Raw genomic sequence first — 16118 nt, 5'->3', positions numbered from 1 at the left:
GCAATGGACATGCCAAGTCAGCCAAACGATTGATTTCAAAGCGCAAGTCTTCGTGCAGTGGGTTTTGCTTTACGCCCCAGATCCGTGGTGCAACACTTTGCAACAATCAGAGACGATGGGAGATGCAACACCTGTTGCAAACTGCCACATCTGAGGTGGAGGATTGGAATGAACATGTCGCTCAGCCTGTCCCTTGCGCGTGCGCGAGAAAAATTCTTCTCCGGCCAGTCGCTGCCTGAAGGCCTAGTGCCAGCGCCGATCCTGCGATCGTGGCAGCGCTGCGCCGAACAGGGGCTGGATGCCGGTGACAGGTTCAGCGCCGAACCCATGACAGCCAACGAGTTGCGGCAGTTGCAGCAGCAGAACGAGGCGCTGCGTCTCATAAGCCGCCCGGAACTGTCGACATTGCGTGCCGAGGCCAAAAATACCTCAAGCGTGGTCATTCTGACCGATGCGAACGGAACATTGCTCGATGTGGTCGGCAATGCCGAATTTGCCGGGGAAGCAGCGCGCGTCGCTTTGCAGCCTGGCGTTGCCTGGGCCGAACAATCCACGGGTACCAATGCCATCGGCACAGCGCTGGCGGAACGGCGTGCCATAGCCGTCCATGGTGCGGAGCACTTCTTCGAGCCGCATGGCATCCTGCATTGCGCGGCCTCGCCGATCTTCGACCCGTTCGGCAAGTTGGCGGGCGTGCTCGATATGTCCGGCCATGCCTCGACCGAGCACACCCATGCCTTGGGACTGGTGCGCCTGGCGGTGGAGCAGATTGAACACCGTTTCTTTGCCAAGGGCTTTGAAGACAAGACGATAGTCCGCTTTCACAAGGCCACCGATATGCTGGGGACGCCGCGGGAAGGCGTGCTTGTCTTCGATGGCGAACGGCTTGTGGCGGGCAATCGCCGCGCTCTGAACCTGTTGCGGCTTGAGCGTCTTTCATTCCGCAAGACGCAACGCGAAGACCTGTTCGATGCCTTGAGCGAAAACCTGCGCAGCGTGTCGGGCGACAGCTTTGCAGCGCGCATCCTCAGACCCCATGAAAAGGCCGATCGCAGACTTTACTCGGCAAGAACGGTGGTACGGGACGCCGCGCCCTATTTGACGTCGGAGGCGGAGGTCGCCCTCACCAAGGCACTGCGGCTGATCGATGCGGAGATCCCCGTGCTGATCACCGGAGAAACCGGGACCGGAAAGGAAGTGTTTGCGCGTCATCTGGCCAGGCTGTCCAGCCGAGGCGGCAAACCGTTCGTGGCCGTCAATTGCGCGGCGCTGCCCGAGAGCCTGATTGAATCTGAATTGTTCGGCTATGAGCCCGGCGCATTCACCGGGGCCCGCAAGGACGGCGCCAAGGGATTGGTGCATCAGGCCGAGGGCGGGATATTGTTTCTCGACGAAATCGGAGACATGCCGTTGACTCTGCAATCGCGATTGCTGCGGGTGCTGCAAGACAAGGAAGTGTCGCCCCTAGGTGGCGGACAGGCTCGGAAAGCCGACTTCGTGGCCATTTGCGCCACCAATCGCGATCTGCGCGCCATGGTGGAGGCCGGTCAGTTTCGGTCTGATCTCTATTTCCGCATTGCCCAGTTCACTGTCCGACTGCCTTCAGTCTCCGAACTGGCGAACCGGCGGGCGCTCATAGAGGCGCTGTGGACCGGCACCAATACCGACAATGGCCCACTGCCCGAAGCCGTTCTAGATCGGCTCGAAAGCCATGACTGGCCCGGCAATTTCCGCGAGCTGGTCAATTGCCTCAAAACAACAGCAGCACTGGCCGGGGCGGGACGCAGAGTGACACTCTCCGATCTGCCCAACCATATTCATGCGCCGACCCGCGTTGCGGCGGTTGCCGCCTCCGAGGGCAACCTGGGCGCCTTGACCGAAACCGCCATGCGGCGGGCAGTCGACCTGCACCGAGGCAATCTCTCCGCTGCGGCCCGTGCGCTGGGGATCGATCGCTCGACACTGTACCGGCGGCTGGTCTGGGCGGGAAAGGCGCATTGAAGGTTCATGCGGCCGCGCGAATGAGAGCATTTTCTGCACCCGCTTCGCAAGCCGGGGTTGCACGAAAAAGCGGCATGTCAGGCGCTTGAGTGTCTGGACGGCAGATTTCAAACGTGTAGCAATACAGGGGCGAACGGGAAAGCCGCACTTCAGAAGCGGAGCAGAATGGGCGAGAAAACGCCATTTGACGAAATGTACAATCCGGACGGGTCGGTCCGCGAGCCCTACCGCGCCCTGTCGGAGTGGCTGGCGGAACAGCCGGACAAGGCCCTGGCCCTGATGCAGACTGATGCGGAGGCGATCTTCCGCAGGCTGGGCATCACCTTCGCCGTCTATGGTTCGGACGAAGGCACGGAAAAGGTCATTCCCTTCGACGTCATTCCCCGCATCATCGCCGCAAATGAGTGGCGTCGGCTGAGCAAAGGCATCGAGCAGCGGGTCAAGGCGCTCAACGCCTTTCTTTATGACATCTACCACCGCCAGGAGATCCTCAAGGCCGGTCGGGTGCCGGAAAAGCTCATCCTCAACAACGAAGCCTTCTGCCCGCAGATGATGGGGCTGGAACCGGCCAAGGGTGTCTATGCGCACATCATCGGGGTCGACATTGTCCGCGTCGGACCGGACGAGTTCTATGTGCTCGAGGACAATCTGCGCACCCCATCCGGCGTCAGCTATATGCTGGAAGACCGGGAAGCCATGATGCTTCTCGCGCCGGACCTGTTCCACCGTTCCAAGGTCGCGCCGGTGGAAACCTATCCGGAAAATCTGCGGCGCACCCTGGAAAGCGTAGCTCCCGATAGCGTGCGCGGCACCCCCAATATCGCCGTGCTGACGCCGGGCATCTACAATTCGGCCTATTTCGAGCACTCGTTCCTCGCCGACCAGATGGGCGCGCAGCTCTGCGAAGGGCCGGACCTGTTTGTCGATGGTGGCAAGGTCTATATGCGGACCACCACCGGCCCCGAACAGGTGGACGTGATCTACCGGCGCATCGACGATGACTACCTGGACCCGCTGACGTTCCGTCCCGATTCCATGCTAGGTGTGCCCGGGCTGTTTGACGCCTATCGCGCCGGCAATGTCACGCTCGTCAATGCGCCAGGCACTGGCATTGCCGACGACAAGGCCGTCTACACCTATGTGCCCGACATCATCGAATTCTACCTTGGTGAAAAGGCACTCCTGCAGAACGTGCCAACCTATAACTGCACCGACGACGACCAGCGCGCCTGGGTTCTGGAAAACATCCATGACCTAGTGGTCAAGGAAGTTCACGGCTCGGGCGGCTATGGCATGATGGTGGGCCCGACCGCAACCAAGGCGATGCACGCCGAATTCCGGAAAAAAATCGAGGCCAGGCCCGACAATTACATCGTGCAGCCGACGTTGAACCTTTCCACCTGTCCGACCCATATTTCCGGCGATGTCGCCCCGCGCCATGTCGACCTTCGGCCCTATGTGCTGGTGGGAGACGAAGTGCGGATCACGCCTGGCGGGTTGACCCGCGTGGCGCTCAAGAAAGGATCTCTGGTGGTGAATTCGTCCCAAGGCGGCGGGACGAAAGATACGTGGGTGCTGGAAGATTGAGGATGCTCGGACGCACTGCCGCGAACCTGTTCTGGCTCTCCCGCTATGTGGAGCGCGCCGAAAACATGGCGCGGCTTCTCGAGGTGGGCTACCGCATGTCCTTGACCAGCCGCCGCGAGGGCGGGGCCAGCGAACATTTGGTCTCGATGATGCAAGCAGCGGAAGTCGATGAAGGCTTCGATGCCAAGCATGACGTCGCCGATGTCGACACGGTCGCCCACTACATGATGTTCGACCCGGACAATCCCAATTCGGTCTATTCGTGCCTGATGGCAGCGCGCACCAATGCGCGTTCGGTGCGCACGGCGATTACCACCGATATGTGGGAAAGCATGAACGGGGCGTGGCTGGAATTCTCGCAGATCAAGCCGCGCGATGTGCGCGGGGCCAAGCTGCTGGGCCTGTTGCAGTGGGTCAAACAGCGCAGCCATGAGTTCAGGGGCGCGCTGCTGGGCACCATTCTGCGGGATGACGGATTTTCCTTCCTGCAGACGGGCAATTTCGTGGAGCGAGCCGACAACACCGCCCGTATCCTCGACATGAAATACTATGTGCTATTGCCCCGTGCCACGCAGGTGGGTGGCGATCTCGACATTCAGCAATGGACACTGATCCTCAGGGCCGCCTCGGCGCACCGCGCCTATCGGCATGTCTATCATGACCGCTACAAGGCCCATAACATTGCCGATTTCCTGATCCTGCGGCCGGAAATGCCGCGCAGCCTGGTTTACTGTGCCAATTTCGTGCAGCAGAACCTCGACAGCCTGGCCAAGCTTTATGGCCGCAAGGAAAAGTGCCAGGAAGCAGCGGACAGCCTGCTGGCCCTGGTAGAGGGCGCCAGCATGGAAGCGATCTTCACCGACGGGCTGCACGAATTCCTCAACGAGTTCATTGCTCGCAATAACCGGGTGACCGATGCCCTGTCAGAATCCTACAATTTCTACTGAACCATGCGCATCGAGATCGACCACAGCCTGACCTGTTCGCTCCCGCCGGGAACGGCCCAACTTGTGATGCATCTGCTGCTGACACCGGGCAGCGGGCCGACCCAGTCAGTCGACAGCTGGAGCGTGGAAGTGGCCGGCATCGGCAATGCGGGCCGGTTCCGTGACGGTTTCGGCAATGCCGCGCATCTGGTGAACCAGTCCCGTCCGGAGGGCGACCTGGCGATCGGCGTACGCGGCGTGGTCACCACCCAGGACACCAATGGCGTTCTCGGCAAGCCGGCCGGCGAGCCCGTAGCGGCCCTTTACAGGCGGGTTACGCCGCTGACCAAAGCACCGGTAACGCTCTATGGCAAGTATCGCACGACCAAGGAGAGCCGGTTGGACGTGCTGCATGGGCTAATGGCGCGTGTCGGCGAGACACTCGGCCTGCCGGCAGAGCCGGCCCCGGAAGCGCAGATGCAGGCGACGGGCGAACAGGTTCAGAGTCAGAAGGCAGAGGCCGCCCCGGAGCTGCCACCCGCAGCGGATTTCGTGCATCTCTATATCGGCGCAGCGAGGGCGCTCGACATTCCCGCGCGGTTTGTCTGCGGCTACCTGGCGCCCGACGACGAGATTGAAGGGGGCCTGCACGCCTGGGCCGAAGCCTATGATGATGGGCTGGGCTGGATTGGCTTTGATCCGAGATACCAGCTCTGCCCTACCGAACGCTATGTGCGGCTGGCGGTGGGGCTGGACGCAGAGAGCGCCTTGCCGTTGCGCACCGTGCCGGTCGGCGAAGTGACGCAAAAGGCCCGTGTGACCGCCGCGTAGGTCACAAACTCAGAATGAACAGCCAACCCGAGATCGTCAGCGCCGACAAGACGGTGGCGATGAGGATCGTATTGGCGGCCACGCTGACGCCCCGATCATAGAAGGTGGCAAAGACATAGATGTTGATGCCCGACGGCATGGCCGACAGCAGGATACCATAGCGGGCGATGTCCATGGGCACATGGAAAACCCAGATCATCAGCACATAGGCGATGGCGGGATGGATGATCAGCTTGATCAGAGAGGCCACCAGCGCCTGCTTCCAATTGTCGGACAGCTTGAATTCGTTGAGCGCGCCGCCGATGCCGAACAGCGCTGCCGGGACCACGGCCTGTCCGAGCATGCGGAAGAAGGCGGCAACGGGCTCGGCCAGCTCCTGGCCCGAGAGGGACAGGGCGATACCGCCCAATATGCCCCAGATAAGCGGATTGGATACCACCCGACGCATGGCCAGGACCAGGGTTGGCCAGAGGGGCTGGGCGTCGCGCCGCGTCAGTTCCATGGTCACCATGCCCAGGGTGAGCAGGATGGCACCATGCAGACCAATAATGGAGAGGGTGACCGGCAGAGCCTCTTCGCCATAGGCGCGGCTCATGATTGGCAGGCCCACCAGCACGGTATTGCTGAAGGTGGATGAGAACCCGACCGAGACCGCTTCGCCCGGTCGGTTGCGGAATACACGCCGCGCCAAAAGGATGCCGAGGGCAAAGCAGACAAAGGCGCCGAAATAGAACGGACCGATAATGCCGATATTGAAGGCCGCACGGAAATCGCTGGTGCCGATGGAATAGAACAGCAGGCAGGGGGTGGCGAAGTTGTTCACGAAAGCGATCAGGGCCTTGACCCCGTCGGCAGGATAGAGGCCACGGCGCACGGCCAGATAGCCCAGCGCGATCAAGGCAAAAATGGGCGCTATCACGCCAAGAATGGAGAGCATTGGCCACCGATCCGGGCCCGGAAATGATGCTGCAAGCCCTAGCCTTCCCGCTCGGCAAGGTCAATCCGACACTTGTATGGAAGCCTAAACGAAACAATTGCACTTCAACAACGAAAGCAAAGCGAATATAAACGAACCAACAAGATCGACAGGCGGCACTATGCTGGACATTTTCGTAATTGGTGGCGGGATCAACGGCGTCAGCGTGGCGCGCGACGCGGTGGGGCGCGGCTATACGGTCGCGCTGGCGGAGATGAACGATCTGGCCTCGGGAACAAGTTCGGCCGCCACCAAACTGATCCATGGCGGATTACGCTATCTCGAGCACTACGAATTCCGTCTGGTGCATGAGGCGCTGGCCGAACGCGAAGTGCTTTGGGCCTCGGCACCGCACATCATCTGGCCGCTGCGCTTCGTGCTGCCGCACCATAAGGGGCTACGGCCCGCCGCCGTGTTGCGCGCGGGTCTGGCGCTCTATGACTATATGGGCGGCCGCCGCCTGCTGCCGCCGACCAAGACGCTCGACCTGACCCGCGACGAAGCCGGCAAGCCATTAAAGCCGGGCTACAAGCTGGCCTTTGAATATTCCGACTGCTGGGTGAACGATGCGCGCTTCGTGGTCCTCAATGCCCGCGATGCCGCCGACCGGGGGGCGACCATCCATGTCCGTACCAAAGTGGTCTCGGCGCGTCGCGAGGATGGCGGCTGGACGATTGAGCTGGATGGCGAGGCCGGAAAGCAGACCGTGCGGGCACGCATGCTGGTCAACGCGGCCGGCCCCTGGGTGGACGAAGTCATCAACGGCGTAATGGGCAAGAACGGCGCGCACAATGTGCGCCTGGTCCAGGGCAGCCATATCGTGGTCGGAAAGCTCTATGACCATGACCGGTGCTATTTCTTCCAGAACAGCGACGGGCGCATCTTTTTTGCCATTCCCTATGAGGACGACTTCACCCTGATCGGCACGACGGATCGGGACTATGACGGCGATCCCAGGAATGTCGCAATCACTCCCGAAGAGACGGACTACCTGCTCAAGGCGGCCAACGAGTATTTCGCCCGCACCCTCAGCCGCGACGACATTATCTGGAGCTATTCCGGTGTCCGCCCGCTTTTTGACGATGGCGCCAGCGCCGCGCAGGAGGCAACACGCGACTATGTGCTCAAGGTGGAGGGCGATGCGGCCAGCGGCGCGGTGGTGAATGTGTTCGGCGGCAAGCTGACGACATCCCGCCGCCTGGGCGAGTCGGTGCTGGAAAAAATCGAGACCGTGCTGGGCAAGAAAGGCCCGCCCTGGACCGCCAAAGGCACGCTACCCGGCGGCGATTTCGGTCCAAAAAGCTTTGAGGCTGAGGTGCGGCGGCTGGGAATTGACTATCCGGACCTGCCGGCAAGCCTGCTCAAGCGCCTGATGCGGCTCTATGGCACGAAGGCCCGGGCCCTGCTCGGAAGCCGCAAGACTCTGGATGCCCTGGGCCAGCATTTCGGCGCCGATCTCTATGCTGCCGAGGTGGACTATCTGGTTGCCAATGAGTGGGCGCGGACGGCACAAGATGTGCTCTGGCGGCGCACCAAGCTCGGGCTAAAGATCGGACCCGAGGGTGTGAAGCTGCTCGAGGACCATCTGGCCAGCACGGTGTTTGCCACCTAGCGTCAGATTGCCCGAGCTGATCGGGCAATTGCGACAAACTGAGAATCGAGCGGGAAGCGAATTCCCCGGGGGAGCAGGGTATGACCAATTTCATTCTGGCGATCGATCAGGGCACCACATCGAGCCGCGCCATCGTCTTTGACGGCGAACGCAGGATCGCTGGCGTCGGCCAGAAGGAGTTTACCCAGCATTTCCCGCAGGATGGCTGGGTCGAGCATGACCCGGAGGAAATCTGGGACAGCGTCGTCTGGGCGGTGAAGACGGCGTTGTCCCAGGCCAAGGTCTCGGCCGGGGACATTGCCGCTATCGGCATTACCAATCAGCGCGAGACCGTGGTGATCTGGGACAAGGCCACCGGGGAGCCCATTCACAAGGCCATCGTCTGGCAGGACAGACGTACGGCGGCCTATTGTGCCGAGCTGAAAAAGGCCGGGCACGAAGCGATGGTGACGGCCAGAACAGGCCTGCTGCTCGATCCCTACTTCTCCGGCACCAAGGTCAAGTGGCTGCTCGATAATGTCGAGGGCGCCCGCCAACGTGCCGAGAAAGACGAACTGGCCTTTGGCACGATCGACAGCTTCCTGATCTGGCGGCTCACTGGCGGCAACGTGCACGCGACCGATGCGACCAATGCGGGCCGCACATTGCTGTTCAATATCGGGCAGAACCAGTGGGACGCCGAACTGTGCGCGCTGCTCGACGTGCCGATGGCGATGCTGCCCGCGGTGAAGGACTGCGCCGATGATTTCGGCACCGCCGAAGCCGGATTGTTCGGCGCGCCGATTCCCATTCTCGGAGTTGCAGGCGACCAGCATGCAGCAACGATCGGCCAGGCCTGTTTCGAGCCCGGCATGGTCAAGTCGACCTATGGCACAGGATGCTTTGCTGTTCTCAATACCGGTGCGGAGATGGTGCCTTCCCGCAACCGGCTTCTCACCACGATTGCCTATCGCCTGGACGGCAAAACGACCTACGCGCTGGAAGGCTCGATCTTCATCGCCGGGGCCGCGGTGCAATGGATCCGCGACGGGCTGAAGCTGGTCAGCCATGCCAGCGAGACCGGCCCGCTGGCGCGCACCGCCGACCCGAGCCAGAACGTTTATATGGTACCCGCCTTTGTCGGTTTGGGCGCCCCCTGGTGGGACGCGGAGGCGCGTGGCACGATCTTTGGCATCACCCGCAATACCGGGCCGGCCGAAATCGCCAAGGCGGCGCTGGAGGCCGTGAGCTACCAGACGCGCGACCTGCTCGACGCCATGCGCAAGGACTGGCAGGGTGGGGCAAAGGATACGGTCCTCCGCGTAGATGGCGGCATGGTGGCCTCGGACTGGACCATGCAGTTTCTGGCCGACATTCTCGATGCGCCGGTGGATCGACCGACCATTCTCGAAACCACGGCCCTGGGCGCGGCCTGGCTGGCCGGCATGAGGGCCGGCGTGTGGCCCGGCATGGCCGAATTTGCCGCGGGCTGGGCGCGGGATCGTCGCTTCGAGCCGCAGATGGAGGCCTCGGTCCGTGAGGCAAAAATCGCCGGCTGGAATGATGCGGTGCGGCGCACGCTGAGCCATTGAGATCGCGCCGCCGCCACAGAACCGCTTGGCAAAGCACCAGCCAACTGCAATAGAGCGGCATGAGCGCAGAAAACGAAGACTACGTCTATGACGAGGTGAGCGGCGAGTGGCGCCCCGCCTCGGAGATGCAACAGGCCGACCAGGCAGAAGCACTCGAGGTGCGCGACGCCTCAGGCACCCCGCTGTCCGACGGCGACTCGGTGGTTCTGATCAAGGACCTCAAGGTGAAGGGCGCGGGCCAGACGCTCAAGCAGGGCACGGTGATCAAGTCGATCCGCCTGACCGCCAATCCGGATGAAATCGACTGCCGACACGATGCGATCAAGGGTCTTGTGCTGCGGACAGAGTTCGTACGCAAGCGCTGAGCGCCCGGTCTAGGCGCCTTACTCTACTCCCACAGTTCCATCGGACTCGTCTGGTTCCTCGATTGCGGGCGCATTGATATTGGGATTGTCGCGCAGGAAGGCGGTGACCTCGGCGTCCAGGGCGATCATGAAATCACTGATCCTTTGCCCATTCGAGCCCAGATCGTGCAGCGCGCCGATCGAGGCGGACCGCATGTCCACGGCTGATCCGCTCGCTACAGGGGCAACACGCAGGACAGCCTCCTCTCGCCAGCCCGCCAATGTGACAATGCGTGCATTCAGTCGACCCGGCTCATCGCCCAGGCCCGGCTCGCGGCGCTGGCGAATGTCCCAGCCTTGTGCCTGGACCAGGTGCTCGACAATGGCAAAAAGCTGAAGCGCATCTAGGGGATAGGTGCGGGTCGTGGCATTAGGGAAAAACCGCTGCTGTTCCTGGGCCGTCAGCAGGCGGGGCGGCGGCATATTGGCCGTGTCGGGTTCGAAGATCAGTGGCAGCCCGCTCCGGGGCGCAGTGGCGATGTCCGTGACAATAGGATAGCGCAGGGCCTGGCCCCCATAATAGGCAAAGGGTGCCAGACAGATCAGCCCAAGAAAGAGCCCCGACAGGGCCCTTCCCCACCCCTGATCACCAGTATGCCAGAGGCGCACCAGGGCGATCAGGGCGGCCAGGACTGCCAGGACGGCAATGAGGCCGGCAAACAGGGCTACCACCAGAAACAGGCCCGAATCGAGATATCGCTCGCGGTGCATCAGCACCGGTACAATGGTCAGCGGCACCGCCAGACTGCCAAGCCGCCGCGCCAAGACCGCCCATTTCGAGGTTCTGATCAGTATTCGCAAGGCGGCCCGTTCCCCAATCCGGCGCGCAGGATAGCGTCAAGGTCTTTCGCTTGTTTGAACAAATCGGGGCCCGTCCACCACGCCGGTCGACGCCGAGGATTACGGATAAAGGCGCGTGCTCGACCAGGCGGCTCCGGGCAAATTGCGCGTGAAGCGCACCCTATCGTGTAGTCGAAACTCGCCGTCTTTCCAGAATTCGATGGTTGTGGGTACCAGTCGGTATCCTGACCAATGTGGGGGGCGCGCAATGTCGCCGTCCCCAACCATGGCGGTCAGCGAGGCGACTTCATCCATCATCTGTTGCCTGTTGGCGAGCGGGCGCGACTGCTTGGAAGTGGCCGAAGCAATACGGCTGCCTTTGGCGCGCGACGCAAAATACTCGTCTGCTTCAGCTTCACTGACCTGTTCGACCGGCCCGCGCATGCGCACCTGGCGCCTGAGGCTCTTCCAATGCATGACCATGGCGGCCTGCGGATTGGCCCGCAACTGATCGCCCTTGTCGCTTTCGAAATTGGTGAAGAAGCAGAAGCCGCGGGCGTCGCGCCGATTGAGTAGCACCATGCGCACATCAGGCAAACCGGAGGCGTCGGCGGTCGCCAGGGCCATGGCGTGCGGGTCATTGGGCTCGCTCTCCTGCGCCAGGGCATACCATTCCTCGAAAATGGCAAAGGGGTCGAGCGCGGAGCGGTCGCTATCGTCGAAGAGGCGTTCGGTGAGGATCTGCAGCATACTGATATTCCTGCTTGTTACCCGCGCCACAACTGGACAAGGGCCGGGGGCGTGGCCATATAGGACCTGAAATATGGGGCGAACAATGCCCTCGATCAAAGATTGGACCCAATGCGCGATCCTTACACCGTCCTTGGGGTGTCGCGGTCCGCAAGCGAGAAGGACATCAAGTCCGCCTATCGCAAGCTGGCCAAGAAGTACCACCCCGACCAGAATCCTGATGACCCCACGGCGCACGCCAAGTTCTCCGAGGCGACGCATGCCTATGACCTGTTGAACGACGCTACCAAGCGCGCGCAGTTCGACCGAGGCGAAATCGACGCGGAAGGCAATCCACGCTTTGCCGGCTTCGGCAATGGCGGATTTGCCGGTGCGAGCCGCGGCGCGCGCCCGGGCGCTGGAACCGGCGGCTTTTCAGCGGAAGACATTCTCAAGGAGTTCATGAGCGGCTTCGGTGGCCAGCCCCGCGGCGGCGCGCGGAGTTCGGCGGGCGGCGCCCAGTGGGACCCCTTCACTGGTACCACGGCGGGAAGCGCCGGCGGCCGGATGGGCAAGGGCGACGACATCATCGTCAATGTCGCCGTGTCGCTCGAGGACGCCCACAAGGCAGCCTCGGTGCCGGTTCGGATGCCCTCGGGCAAGGTGCTGTCGGTGAAACTGCCCGACAAGGTCGAGGAGGGTCAGCAGATCCGTCTCAAGGGCCAGGGCTCCCCCAGCCCATTCGGCGAGCCCGGCGACGCCCTGGTCACGGTGCGTTTCGAAAAATCCAAGACCTTCCGCAAGGATGGGCACGACGTGCGCACCGATGTGCCGGTGACGCTCTATGAAGCTGTGCTGGGCGCCAAGGTGCGCGTACCCACGCTGGACGGCTCGGTGGAACTCACCCTGCCGCCGGGCATGGACACCTCCAAGGCGTTCCGGCTCAAGGGCAAGGGGCTCTATGGCGATGGCGATCTCTACGTGAATATACGCGTGGTCCTGCCACCGGGCGGGGACGCCGATCTGGAGGCGCTGGCGCGTTTCATGCGCGACCAGAAGCCCTATAAGGTGCGAGACTAGGTTCGGGGGGCCGCGGCCCGGCGCAGCCGATCATTGATGGCCTCGCCCAATCCGGTCTCGGGGATCGGCGCCACGGCAATCAGCTGGACGCCGGCCGCGTCCAGCTCGTGCAACATCGAAAAGAGGTTGCGGGCCGCCTCGTGCAGGTCGCCGCTCTCGGACAGGTTGCGCACCAGGCTGTTGTGCGGCGCCGGGCTTCCAAACGCCAGATAGGCTTCGCCGGGCAACGGGCTGGTATCGAGCCGCATCCTGGCATTGGGCGCATAGTGGCTGAGTAGCATGCCGGGTGCGGAAATAGCTGCCCCCTCCTCGACGCGCTCGACCGGCTGCTCCATGGCGGTTTCGATCGTCTCGCGCGAAAGCGCGCCTGCGCGGAGCTGGATCAACCGGTCGCCATCGATCGCCAGAATGGTGGACTCGACCCCAGCCTTGCAGGGCCCGCCATCAAGAACCGGCACTTTGCCGGCAAATGCCCCGCGCACCTGATCGGCAGTGGTAGGCGAAAGCCTTCCCGACGGATTGGCGGAAGGCGCCGCCAATGGCCGTCCTGTGGCCCGCAACAGCTCCAGCGCAAGGGGGTGATCGGGCATGCGCAGGGCCACCGTGTCCAGGCCGGCGGTTGCGATGTCGGCCAAGCCATGGCCGGTTCGCAGCGGCAGGACGATGCTCAGCGGGCCGGGCCAGAAGGTTTCGGCCAGGCGACGCGCCAGCGGCGAAAACACCGCAAGACGTTCAGCCATGTCGCGATCGGCACAATGGATGATCAGCGGATTGAAGCGCGGCCGCCCCTTGGTCTCATAGATGGACAGGACGGCGTCGGGATCGGTGGCGTCCGCGCCCAGGCCATAGACCGTTTCGGTGGGGAAAGCGCAAAGCTTGCCCGAACGCAGCAGCGTGGCGGCCTCTTCAACAGTCATGTGGAACGGGTCTGGCATGTGCGGTGTTTGACAAGCGGCCATGCCCGCGTCAAGACGGAGCGCCTTGTGAGCGCATCGGGGAATGGAAGCCCGGCTCCAGACTTTCCATGCGATGCCTTTGGGAGAACCATGTGACAACGCTTCTGGTCAGCCAGCCCAATTTCGCCGATCACCAGACCCCGCAGGGTCATCCGGAACGGGCCGACCGCATCCGGGCCGTGGAGGACGCGCTGACCGGATCGCAGTTCTCTGCCCTCAAACGGCGCAACGCGCCCTTTGGCGACCTGATGCTGGCTGAACTGGTACATGACAAGGCCTATCTCTCCCGCCTGCGAGATGCCCGTCCGGCCGAGGGGATTGGGCAAATCGATGCGGACACGTTCATCTCCGATGGGTCTATGGATGTCGCTGCTACTGGCCTGGGTGGGGCGCTGGCGGGTCTGGACGCGGTCTTGCTGGGCGAGGTCGACAACGCGTTCTGCGCCATCCGTCCGCCGGGGCACCACGCAGAGATCGCCACGCCCATGGGGTTCTGCCTCATCAACACCGTCGCCATCGTCGCCCGGGAAGCGCAGCGCAAATATGGCGCCGAGCGCATCGCCATTGTCGATTTCGATGTGCATCACGGCAATGGGACGCAGGACATCTTCAAGGGCGAAGCAACTATTCTTTATGCCTCCAGCCACCAGATGCCGCTTTATCCGGGCACCGGCGATCCGGCGGAAACCGGGGTGGGCAATATCGTCAATGCCGCCCTGCCGCCCCATTCGGGTGGCGACATCATGCGCGATGCCTATGAGAGCAAGATATTACCGGCGCTGGACAATTTTGCGCCCGATCTCATCCTGATCTCGGCCGGGTTCGATGCCCATGTCCGCGATCCTCTGGCCCAGCTGGAGTGGGTGGACGAGGATTTCCGCTGGCTCACGCAACAGTTGATGGACGTGGCCGAACGCCGTTGCGGCAATCGCATTGTCTCGCTGCTCGAAGGTGGCTATGACCTCAGGGGACTCAGCGGCGGCGTACGGCAACACGTCCGCACCCTGCTGGGGAACTAGGACAGATTCATTGCCAACCAGCGAGGCGACTATGGCCGATTCCAATCATGACGATGTCAAGACGCTGAGCTTCGAGGCGGCGCTGGAACAGCTCGAGCAGATCGTGCAGAAGCTCGAAAGCGGACGAGCACCGCTGGCAGAGTCAATTGCCATCTATGAGCGCGGCGAAGCGCTCAAGGCCCATTGCGAAACCCTGCTCAAGACCGCCGAAGCCCGGATCGAAAAGATCACGCTCAACCGCGAGGGCAAACCGGTGGGCACCGAACCGCTGGACGCGAACTGATCGATGACGACCAATACGGCACTGCGCAATTTCCGCATCGTACTCTGGGTGCTGGTGGCCGTGGCGGCAATCGGGGCGACGGCGCTCTATGTGTTCCGGCCGCCGCAGCGCCCGCTGGGGGTCACGGGACAGGAATTTGCGCTGGCCTCGACCCAGGGCGGTACGTTCACGCAGAACGATCTGCGCGGTACGCCGTCCGTCATATTCTTCGGCTATACGTTCTGCCCCGATGTCTGCCCCACGACACTGGCTGAAACGACAGCCTGGCGGGAGCAGCTTGGCCTGACACCGGAAGAGCTGCGGATCATTTTCGTGACGGTCGATCCGGAGCGCGACACGCCTGAAATGGTCAAGGCCTATGTCGAAGGCTTTGACCCCAACGTCATCGGGCTGGTTGGGAGCGAGGAAGAGACTGAGAAGGCCAAGGCGGCCTTCGGTGTGTTTTCGGAAAAATCCGGCGATGTGGAGGGCGAGTTCTATCTCGTCGATCACACCGCCCTGACCTTCCTGATCGACAGCGATGGCACCTTTGAGGGCACCATTGCCTATGAGGAAGCCAGCGACACCGCCCTCGCCAAGATCGAGCGGCTGGTCAAGGGGTGAGCCGCGTCCGGCTCGACCTGGCTCTGGAACAGCGCAGGCTGATGCCCAGCCGGGCGCGGGCCCGGGACGCCATCTTGCGGGGCACGGTTGCCGTCAATGGTGCACCGGCGAAAAAGCCAAACCAGATGGTGGGACCCGAGGATGAGCTGACGCTGGATGATCCGGCGGCCGGCTATGTGTCCCGCGCGGCGCTCAAGCTGATTGCCGGGCTGGATGCCGGAGGGATCAATGTTAGCGGCAAGATTTGCCTTGATGTAGGTTCCTCCACAGGCGGTTTCACGCAGGTGTTGCTGAAGCGCGGTGCGAAGCGGGTCTTCGCCGTGGATGTCGGACACGACCAGCTACATGAAAGTCTGCGCTCCGATATGCGCGTGACAAGCCTTGAAGGCACGAATGCGCGCGATCTGGACAGTGAAATCATCCCCGACGCCATCGACCTTCTCGTCTCCGATGTCAGCTTCGTCTCCCTGACCAAAGTGCTGGCACCGGCGCTGACCCTGTGCGGACCGCAGGCGGAAGCTGTGCTGTTGTTCAAACCCCAATTCGAGGTCGGCCGCGAATTCGTCGGCAAGGGTGGGATCGTGACAGATAGTATGGCCAGCGAGCGGGCGCTGGCGGAGGTGGTCAGGTTCGTCGAATCCGGGGGCTTCACCCTGCGGGAGAAAATTGTGTCTCCAATTGCCGGCGGTGACGGCAATGTCGAGACAGTGCTGGTGTTCGACCGCAGATGACGCCCGTCGCCTGACTTCCTGCGAGACGG

At 62.6% G+C, this 16118-nt stretch carries 16 protein-coding genes; 12 read left to right on the top strand and 4 right to left on the bottom strand.

Features of this window, described 5'->3' with window-relative positions:
• Positions 1-168 precede the first annotated feature (168 nt).
• The 4 genes from QZ564_RS07815 (at position 169) to QZ564_RS07800 (ending at position 5345) form a co-directional block, all read left to right on the top strand.
• Positions 169-2001, top strand: a complete 1833-nt coding sequence (locus QZ564_RS07815) for a sigma-54-dependent Fis family transcriptional regulator (protein ID WP_363311786.1) — start codon at positions 169-171, stop codon at positions 1999-2001.
• Between the two features lie 165 nt (positions 2002-2166).
• Positions 2167-3588: a circularly permuted type 2 ATP-grasp protein gene (locus tag QZ564_RS07810; protein ID WP_297107353.1), complete on the top strand. Its 1422-nt coding sequence runs from the start codon at positions 2167-2169 to the stop codon at positions 3586-3588.
• A 2-nt stretch (positions 3589-3590) separates the two neighbouring features.
• Entirely contained in the window at positions 3591-4535 is a 945-nt protein-coding gene (locus QZ564_RS07805) for an alpha-E domain-containing protein (protein WP_297107350.1), read from the top strand.
• Between the two features lie 3 nt (positions 4536-4538).
• Positions 4539-5345 (top strand): transglutaminase family protein, encoded by an 807-nt coding sequence (locus QZ564_RS07800; RefSeq protein ID WP_297107348.1) that lies wholly within the window; start codon positions 4539-4541, stop codon positions 5343-5345.
• Between the two features lies 1 nt (position 5346).
• Here the strand turns inward: QZ564_RS07800 and QZ564_RS07795 are convergent, their stop codons facing one another.
• The gene (locus tag QZ564_RS07795; RefSeq protein ID WP_297107345.1) at positions 5347-6282 is read right to left on the bottom strand and encodes an AEC family transporter; all 936 of its coding nucleotides are present in this window, start codon (positions 6280-6282) and stop codon (positions 5347-5349) included.
• Between the two features lie 160 nt (positions 6283-6442).
• Between QZ564_RS07795 and glpD the strand changes: the two genes are divergently transcribed.
• From glpD to QZ564_RS07780, 3 genes are all read left to right on the top strand, one after another.
• Positions 6443-7933: a glycerol-3-phosphate dehydrogenase gene (gene glpD / locus QZ564_RS07790; protein ID WP_297107341.1), complete on the top strand. Its 1491-nt coding sequence runs from the start codon at positions 6443-6445 to the stop codon at positions 7931-7933.
• An 80-nt stretch (positions 7934-8013) separates the two neighbouring features.
• The gene (glpK, locus tag QZ564_RS07785) at positions 8014-9504 is read left to right on the top strand and encodes a glycerol kinase GlpK (protein WP_297107338.1); all 1491 of its coding nucleotides are present in this window, start codon (positions 8014-8016) and stop codon (positions 9502-9504) included.
• Positions 9505-9563: 59 nt separating this feature from the next.
• Positions 9564-9869: an alkylphosphonate utilization protein gene (locus QZ564_RS07780; protein ID WP_297107335.1), complete on the top strand. Its 306-nt coding sequence runs from the start codon at positions 9564-9566 to the stop codon at positions 9867-9869.
• Positions 9870-9887: 18 nt separating this feature from the next.
• On the opposite strand, the gene QZ564_RS07775 is transcribed toward QZ564_RS07780, so the two are convergent.
• Both QZ564_RS07775 and pdxH read right to left on the bottom strand, forming a co-directional pair.
• Positions 9888-10709, bottom strand: coding sequence for a DUF1499 domain-containing protein (locus QZ564_RS07775; RefSeq protein WP_297107332.1), 822 nt, complete (start codon positions 10707-10709; stop codon positions 9888-9890).
• Between the two features lie 99 nt (positions 10710-10808).
• Complete coding sequence (gene pdxH, locus QZ564_RS07770) at positions 10809-11438, bottom strand: pyridoxamine 5'-phosphate oxidase (protein WP_297107329.1); 630 nt, start codon at positions 11436-11438, stop codon at positions 10809-10811.
• A gap of 111 nt (positions 11439-11549) precedes the next feature.
• On the opposite strand from pdxH, the gene QZ564_RS07765 reads away from it, so the two are divergent.
• Entirely contained in the window at positions 11550-12497 is a 948-nt protein-coding gene (locus QZ564_RS07765) for a DnaJ C-terminal domain-containing protein (RefSeq protein WP_297107326.1), read from the top strand.
• Here QZ564_RS07765 and QZ564_RS07760 read toward each other — a convergent pair.
• Positions 12494-13414 carry an L-threonylcarbamoyladenylate synthase gene (locus QZ564_RS07760; RefSeq protein WP_297107322.1) on the bottom strand — a complete coding sequence of 307 codons (921 nt, stop codon included), beginning with the start codon at positions 13412-13414 and terminating at the stop codon, positions 12494-12496. The genes QZ564_RS07765 and QZ564_RS07760 overlap by 4 nt on opposite strands.
• Before the next feature lie 131 nt (positions 13415-13545).
• On the opposite strand from QZ564_RS07760, the gene QZ564_RS07755 reads away from it, so the two are divergent.
• Genes QZ564_RS07755 through QZ564_RS07740 form a run of 4 tightly spaced genes read left to right on the top strand, consistent with a single transcriptional unit; the run spans position 13546 to position 16089 of the window.
• The gene (locus tag QZ564_RS07755; protein WP_297107319.1) at positions 13546-14472 is read left to right on the top strand and encodes a histone deacetylase family protein; all 927 of its coding nucleotides are present in this window, start codon (positions 13546-13548) and stop codon (positions 14470-14472) included.
• 31 nt (positions 14473-14503) lie between these two features.
• On the top strand, positions 14504-14755 hold the full coding sequence (locus tag QZ564_RS07750; RefSeq protein WP_297107316.1) for an exodeoxyribonuclease VII small subunit: 252 nt from the start codon (positions 14504-14506) through the stop codon (positions 14753-14755).
• Between the two features lie 3 nt (positions 14756-14758).
• Positions 14759-15358, top strand: a complete 600-nt coding sequence (locus QZ564_RS07745; protein ID WP_297107313.1) for an SCO family protein — start codon at positions 14759-14761, stop codon at positions 15356-15358.
• The gene (locus QZ564_RS07740; protein ID WP_297107310.1) at positions 15355-16089 is read left to right on the top strand and encodes a TlyA family RNA methyltransferase; all 735 of its coding nucleotides are present in this window, start codon (positions 15355-15357) and stop codon (positions 16087-16089) included. Before QZ564_RS07745 ends, QZ564_RS07740 begins: the two co-directional genes overlap by 4 nt.
• Positions 16090-16118 lie beyond the last annotated feature (29 nt).

It is taken from the genome of uncultured Devosia sp. (assembly GCF_913055165.1).
Classification (GTDB): Bacteria; Pseudomonadota; Alphaproteobacteria; order Rhizobiales; family Devosiaceae; genus Devosia.
Note: the sequence above shows the minus strand (reverse complement) of the source record. Positions and strands in the feature narration are given on the sequence as shown.